Origin of the sequence: Pyrobaculum sp. (genome assembly GCF_049971835.1) — an archaeon.
Classification (GTDB): domain Archaea; phylum Thermoproteota; class Thermoprotei; order Thermoproteales; family Thermoproteaceae; genus Pyrobaculum.
This window is the reverse complement of sequence record NZ_JBMFKV010000112.1, coordinates 1-6,617: the sequence shown is the minus strand read 5'-3', so window position 1 is coordinate 6,617 and position 6,617 is coordinate 1. Positions and strand designations below refer to the sequence as shown.

4 protein-coding genes and 1 pseudogene are annotated in these 6,617 nt (G+C 53.6%); all 5 read left to right on the top strand.

Features of this window, described 5'->3' with window-relative positions; all coding sequences use genetic code 11:
- Nucleotides 1–393: pseudogene (locus tag ACP5J3_RS09675) on the top strand (hypothetical protein); the annotation flags it as partial.
- Complete coding sequence (locus ACP5J3_RS09670) at nucleotides 383–1,411, top strand: hypothetical protein (protein ID WP_428495500.1); 1,029 nt, start codon at nucleotides 383–385, stop codon at nucleotides 1,409–1,411. The pseudogene ACP5J3_RS09675 and the gene ACP5J3_RS09670, both read left to right, overlap by 11 nt.
- 358 nt (nucleotides 1,412–1,769) lie before the next feature.
- Entirely contained in the window at nucleotides 1,770–4,067 is a 2,298-nt protein-coding gene (locus ACP5J3_RS09665; RefSeq protein WP_428495499.1) for a hypothetical protein, read from the top strand.
- 77 nt (nucleotides 4,068–4,144) lie between these two features.
- Nucleotides 4,145–4,579, top strand: a complete 435-nt coding sequence (locus ACP5J3_RS09660; RefSeq protein WP_428495498.1) for a hypothetical protein — start codon at nucleotides 4,145–4,147, stop codon at nucleotides 4,577–4,579.
- A gap of 237 nt (nucleotides 4,580–4,816) precedes the next feature.
- Nucleotides 4,817–6,364 carry a hypothetical protein gene (locus tag ACP5J3_RS09655; protein WP_428495497.1) on the top strand — a complete coding sequence of 516 codons (1,548 nt, stop codon included), beginning with the start codon at nucleotides 4,817–4,819 and terminating at the stop codon, nucleotides 6,362–6,364.
- Nucleotides 6,365–6,617: the final 253 nt, after the last annotated feature.

Below are 6,617 nucleotides of genomic sequence, written 5' to 3'. Positions count from 1 at the left end.
GAAATATGCGGATTCAACCCCGCCCCCACCTCTGTCGATGGCTACTTCACAGACGCAGAGTTGCAGAACTTGCAGGGACAGACGGTGTGGTCTATGTACAGGATAGGGCACGTGACAGGTTGCAAGGGAGGCCAAGCTAGGATCTATTTCTACGATCCCCAGTACTGTCTGCTGTCTGTGTACTACGACCCCCAGTGGCAACCTGCTCAGGAGGGAGACAGCGGCTCTCCCCTCTTTCAGCTGAGATCAGACGCAATTGACAGAAGTTGGCACGTTAAAGTTGCTGGTATTTTCGTTAGGTTGCGACCTGCTGACAATCCGCAGTTTATGGAGTTCATGGGGGTCGAGTGTGTGAATAGATTCTACGGCTTGGGGTTTAGGTATGGCAACTAGGTTGCTAATTCTCTTACTGCTGGCGGCCGCGGCTTTAATGGCCGTAGAGGTGTATCACGGCCAAGTTGTAAAGTTTGGCAACCTCACTGTGGTGTACTCTGTTTACGAAATCCCGGCGGTGAGAGTTGAGCTAAACGGATGTGTCTACTACGTAGTACGTGGCCACGACCCGAAGATTGTAGACATGTGGCGCCGTACGCAGAAAGAGCTAGCCGTGTTTCACAACTTCACAGAGAGGTGGCAGAGGGAGTTTGAATTCAAGACGTGGCCTCTTATAGCTGACGAGCTTAGATCTGCCAACTACAGCGGATACCTAGATTTCTACTACTGTTGCGGCCCTCTTGTAAACAGGTCCCTCGCAGAGAGACTCTCAAAATCAAGCAGGTGGGTAAACAGGACGGTTTCGCTCGCCGACGCCGTGAACAAGACGCTTAGAGCCGCAGGTTTAGACGTTAGGGGCGTCTATATTAACGTGTGGCAGGGCTTCATAAGCGTGGAGGCCTTCACAGACCCCCGCAGAGGCCTCAGCCAATACGTCAAGGTGAAAGGCGATCTTGACAGTGTATTTAAAGCGTATAAAGACCTTAAACTGCTAGCGATTATAAACATAAAAGAGGCCCCGGCCCCGTCGCCCTACGTAGTCGGGCTCGACCTTGAGTCTGTCAAGGAGAAGCTAGCCGGGCTTAAAGAGGCTATATTCCAAGCGTATAGAGAAAGGGGAGTAGACATGAATCCCATCGACGTTGTCACCGGCATAGGCGCCAGAGAGGGGCTCTACTTAGTACTAATAGCGCCGCCTAATGAAACAGATTTTCTAAAAGCGCTTACAGAGAAAAGCGCCAAGGGGCTGGGGGCGTGCCCCAACGGCTCCGTAGTAATCTTCTTCAAGACCGGCGCCCGCGAGCTCGTCGGCGTCAGCATTCCGTGGCACCTAGCGGCGCTGGAGGTCGTAGCGATAGCGGCGGCCACCTCCGCCTCCGTCTACGTCGTTAAGAAAAAGTTAACCAAACCGAAATAAGAGGTTTTCCCCACCCACGTTTTCGCGGGGGCGTTAATCTCCCGGAGGCGCTTTGATACATGCTACGTGCGTCTATCAAGCCGTTCCAAACCCCCATGGGATTTATCTTGAAACGTGGGGCACTAAGTCCACCAGCACGCCGCTTCCTGAATAGATAGCTTCCTCTAGCGTGAAGAGACGCGGCGGTTCTCTGGCGTTGGCGATGGTTAAGAGTTGGCGTCTCAAGTCTTGCGGTTGCTGTGTGAGGCGACTAGGCGTCTGCCGGCTCATCAAGCCGCTTTGTTTTACGTTGTATCTACACCGCTATGTGTGGACTGTGAGTATGCAAACCATATATATCCCGGCACAGCGGCGCGTCATGAAGGTTCCGAAGCCCCGAGCGCTAGTGGGCGGGGCGTATTCAAAGCGCTTAGGCTCTTTATCTGGAGCGGCTTCAGAGCCCAGGGTTGCGGCGATTATAGTCGTGGTAGTGATAGTGTTGCCTATGTTTGCATTATCTCAAGTTTTAGAAATTCCGGAACAGAAAGGACAAAAGCTGTTCGTGTACCTAGTTGAGTCAGATATACCGCTTGGAGATGAGGTCCCCCATTTACCCGGCGCCAAGTGGGCTCTTGGCGAGCAGGCGCTGGTGGTGTTCGTGCCTAGGGACGTAGGGCGGGGCTTTGTACTATTTACAAACGAGACTGTGGACATACCGGCATACGACAGGAAATACTTCTTGCTAGCGCTCCCCGCGGGGGCCAAGCCGGCTAGGGCTAGGGGCAACGCCACGTTGAAGACACCAGACGGGGAATTCCCCGTGGTGTTTAGAAAGCCAGATGGGGGGTTAATAGAGATTGTGGCGGGGAGCGTAGACGAGGCCTTCAAAATATTGAGGGAGTTGGGCTTTCAGCCGGAGTTCCGCGGGCGGGCGAGACTTGAAAGAGGCGGCGGATCTAGACCGGACGGCGCGTCAGCCGCGGCGGCCGCCCCCGCCCCCAGCACTGGCGCCTCGCTATACGTCTACGGCGGGGTGTACTTCAGACCGGTGAGAGTGAGCAGTAGCTATACGGAATACGTAGTGCCAGTACATGGGGAATCCGGCGCCAGCGCTTGTAGAAACGTGCCCGACGCGGCGTATATCGGCTACGACGCGGCTTCGCTATCACTAGGCGTGTTAATTAAAGGCGGCTCTGTAGACGGCGTGTTGACAGCCGACGTCTACCGCATAAACGCCGACGGCACATGCACGCTTCTTCAATCCAGCTCCTACACCTTGGCTGACAGGGCCAGGTTGTGGATTTCTGGTGTTAATCTAGACAGTAGCCGGGGTAGCGAGCTGGCGGTTAGAGTCAGAGTTTATATAAACACGTACTCCGGCGTGCCGGCCGTTGGTATAAACGGCACTGTGCAGTACCTCCGATACTACTACCGTAACTACACACTAGCTGAGATGTTATACGCCACGGCCACAGACTACTATGGACAGCCGAGCGGATACTCGGTGGGTAGCTATATTGACAGAATTCTAATAGGGCCCTACGCCGCCTTCGACGGCCTGGTCGAGGGGACCTTCACGGGGGGCGTAGCCCTGCAGTTGACCACAGACGCCGTGGGCGGTACATGTCCGGGACTTATGTGGGAGCTGTGGCTCAACGGCATGTGGTATGTGGCGGGGTCAACGGCATACGGCAGTTATAACAGTGGGACTAACGGATGTTTTTACGAAATAAACACGGGGACTTACAGCCTCGGCGCCTATCCCTACAGCCTTGCCAAATCCTTCGGCGGGGCGCTCTCCTGGCTTGTCAAAATAAAGTTTGACAACGGCGCTACTCCATACGTGAGGGCTGTTTTCGTCAGAACCGCCGAGGTTTTCAGAGCATGGCGCTGGGTAGAGCAGTGGAAGGATTTCCCAGACGCCATGGATAAGATATGGAGGAACCCCTACGCGGCCTCCGTCCTCGAAATATACGGCGCCCCTTCCGACCCCCAAGCCGGCCCATATGTATACCACGGGCTCGTACTCCTCAGAGTTAATGACATATACGACACGTACCAGCGAATAATGCTCCAAGTCGCAGGACGCTCTGTGTCTAGTAGTTATGTGGATTATATAAAGGGGTTTGAAGTGTACATGAGGCTGTCAATTCCAACGAAGACTAGCTCAGGTTCGGCCTCTCTGTACAAGGCCAACTACATAAAAGGGACATCTATTGCCGATGTCACAAAGCCTTGGCTTATAGACGTCGCTCAGAGAGTTCTCGATGCTATAAATTTCATCTTAATCTTCGTGCCAAGCAAACTGGCGTCTCTACTCGCCTTCTTAGCAGGCCAGGCACTGCAGACCGCGTCAGGTAGCTATAACGTGGACGTACTTGATAGCAATAACGTGAGAGTTTGGTGGATTGCGCCTTGGGCCGGATCAGAGTCGGATTCGTTATTATTCGCCATAAGTCTCCCCACGGTGGCGGCAGATCCTTATGTGAACATGCCCATAGAGGTGAGAATCACCAAGATCTGTTTAGAACAATACTGCATCAGCCCAGATCAGGGACTCAAAGGGTATATCCAGCCGACAAATCCATTCATCTATTCTGCCTTAAGACACGCCGAGGTGAAAACATGGATGTTTAGAGGATTAACAAGCGCCGGTATGAAATACGTACTTACTTAATGACTCCTAAATTAGTTCTCTTCTCTGCCCTAGTTTTTTATTCTTTATTATGGCTCATTTTACCTTGGTCTAGGGCTGTGGCGTTGTTTATTGCAGGTGCTGCGTTCCTCTGGATCCTCTTCTTCTCGTCGCTGGTTGTAAACATTAAGCGTAGAGAGATAGTTGCCGCCGTAGCCCTCTCGACCCCCTTCGCCTTTGCGGCGCTGTCAACCGAGGCCTTGATATGGTACGGGCTGGGCCCCCTGGCGGCGCTCATCTGGCTTATATATCTCGCAAGGGGGGTCTACGGCAGTTGGCTTAAGGGAATTTTCTTCATACTTGGCGTGATGTGGCTACACGGACTTCTACTCATCGCCATAGATGTAACAACGGGGGGAGTTTTAACAAAGGCCTACGGCGTCGGCCTCCACCCATTCCAGAGGTGGAATGTTCCGGTTATTGCAGCGGCAGACACGTCGGCGTTGTACACAGCGGCTGAGGTATTGAAAAAATTATTAAAGCTCTGGCGATAGACGGGAAAGTCGATCCGCCAAGGCCGACGGCCACCTAGGCGCCGATTTGACACCTATTTTAGAGACGCTGTGCTTGCGCTAGCCCAAATCTCAGCAAATTTGTGATATAGAATGCCGCGTGTTAAACGCCACAGTGTTTACCACGCCGTCCTTAATGCCCGAGTTTACGTTGCATCTCCGCCGCTATGTGCGAATCAGGAGTACGCAAACCATATAAGGCCCGGCACAGCGGCGGGCGTGGCTTCGAAGGCCCGGGTAATGAGGCTTGTGGTGTTGGCGGCTTTGGCGGCTGTTGCCTTTGTGGTGCTGGGGTTTCAGACGCCTAGCCCGGGGATTACGCTGAGGTTTGAGCTCTACGAGGCCGGCGTAAAGAAGAGCGACCTCTTTACAAGGCCTGATGTAGCCGCCGCAGTCTTCGTAAGAGCCGTCACGCCGGATGGAGAAGTGGCAGTTTTCTCAGGGCCCACCAGAGGCTCTGTACACATACCAGCCGGCGCCCTCGCCGACGTGGCTAAGAACTGGACTGAATTACTGAGGGCGAGGGGGCACGACCCCGAGGACTTCTTCACATCGCTTATAGTCAGCCTGGCGGTTGTAAACAAAACCAGCGGGAGGCCTCTGTTCTACACCACCTACTTCCTAGACTACCCCCCAGCCAAGGTGGCGAGAGGAGACAGAGAGCTGATATACACGCTACATGTGGCAAAGGGCAGGGGGGAGTGGAGGGCGCATGTGGCTAAGGTGGATAGAGAAGAAAAGAAAAACCCTCTCTCTACCTTTAGCCTAGCCGCTTACCAGCCGCCGTATGTAGAGCCGCCTAAAGATGTATATTGCGTGGTGTATCCCTCAGATATCCCGGCGTCTGTCTGCTGGTATAGAAAGGCCTGGGTGGGAGTTGACAACTTAACCGCCGTGTTTCCCTCTACGTACTTCACAAACTACAACGGCAGGCTGTATATGAAAGTGCCTGTTGTCATGGCGGTAAACAACTTTACATACAGCGGATCCGTAGAGATTACCATTGGCACTTTATCAACTACTTCACAATTCGCCATAGGCGCCGCAATCGCCGCGCCTGGCGACGTATCTCCCTCTATTAGTCTCGGCGGGTGGAGCTGGGGAGGCCAGCAGTACTTTTTAGCTGACGAGCTGTTCCTCGACCCCACTAGATCTGGCTGGATTTGGATATGGGGGAGGCCGGTATTTGCATCATACCGCGTGGAGTACTGCGCTGGCTTCTATTGTACTGACCTCGGCGAAGAGGATTATTTCTACATAGCCGATGTATACTTCAGCGGCAACACGATTATAACCGGCAAGTCCTTCGGCTTGCCTCAAGAAATTGTTAGTTTATTCTACGGCGGCGTGGATAAACAACAACTCGTCATTTCCAACACGGCGCTTTCAGACGGCAAGTTAGACCCCGGGGAGACGGTTTGGTTTAGCCAGATATTCCCCTATTTTGACAGATGTGGGGCTGATTTCGAAGTGGGGATCCCAGTGGGCGCTATTGTATTAGCTGTGTTGACTAGAGTGCCTGTTCCAGTAGTTCTGCCTAAAGGTGTATTCCCCGGCGTAGACATTTCGCTTTCTGTACAAGGCGCCACAATATATGTCTTAGGCTCGATAAGCAACTACGGCGACCACCCCGGCGTCCCCACCGACTACAACGCCCCTGAGTACATATACGCCGCCGTGAGCAAATATCAGTACACCGCGACGGATCTGTGGGGCAACACCTGCCGCTATCAAGTACCCTCCGGCATATACATAGAGGCTAGGTAAACCCCTCCTTTTTCCCTCCTACCTTTTTATCGAAGGAGAAGAGGGCGGAGCTGGCCGTAGGTAGAGATGTATAGGTTTCGGCCAAGGAGAGGCGAAGTCATAAAGGGAGATGGAAGACCAGCGCGCCAGCGCAGAGGGCAGAGGCGAGACGGAATACACGACTACGACGGCTTTGGTGGAGAATGGGAGGTGGAGATATGGTGAATTAGAAGTAGCTCTCAGAGGCGCCAACCAATGCGCCTGGGGCCACCTG

Bases quoted from the DNA above. Each gene is read 5' to 3' on its own strand.
- ACP5J3_RS09670 (WP_428495500.1), top strand. From the start codon at position 383: ATGGCAACTAGGTTGCTAATTCTCTTACTGCTGGCGGCCGCGGCTTTA.
- ACP5J3_RS09665 (WP_428495499.1), top strand. From the start codon at position 1,770: ATGAAGGTTCCGAAGCCCCGAGCGCTAGTGGGCGGGGCGTATTCAAAG.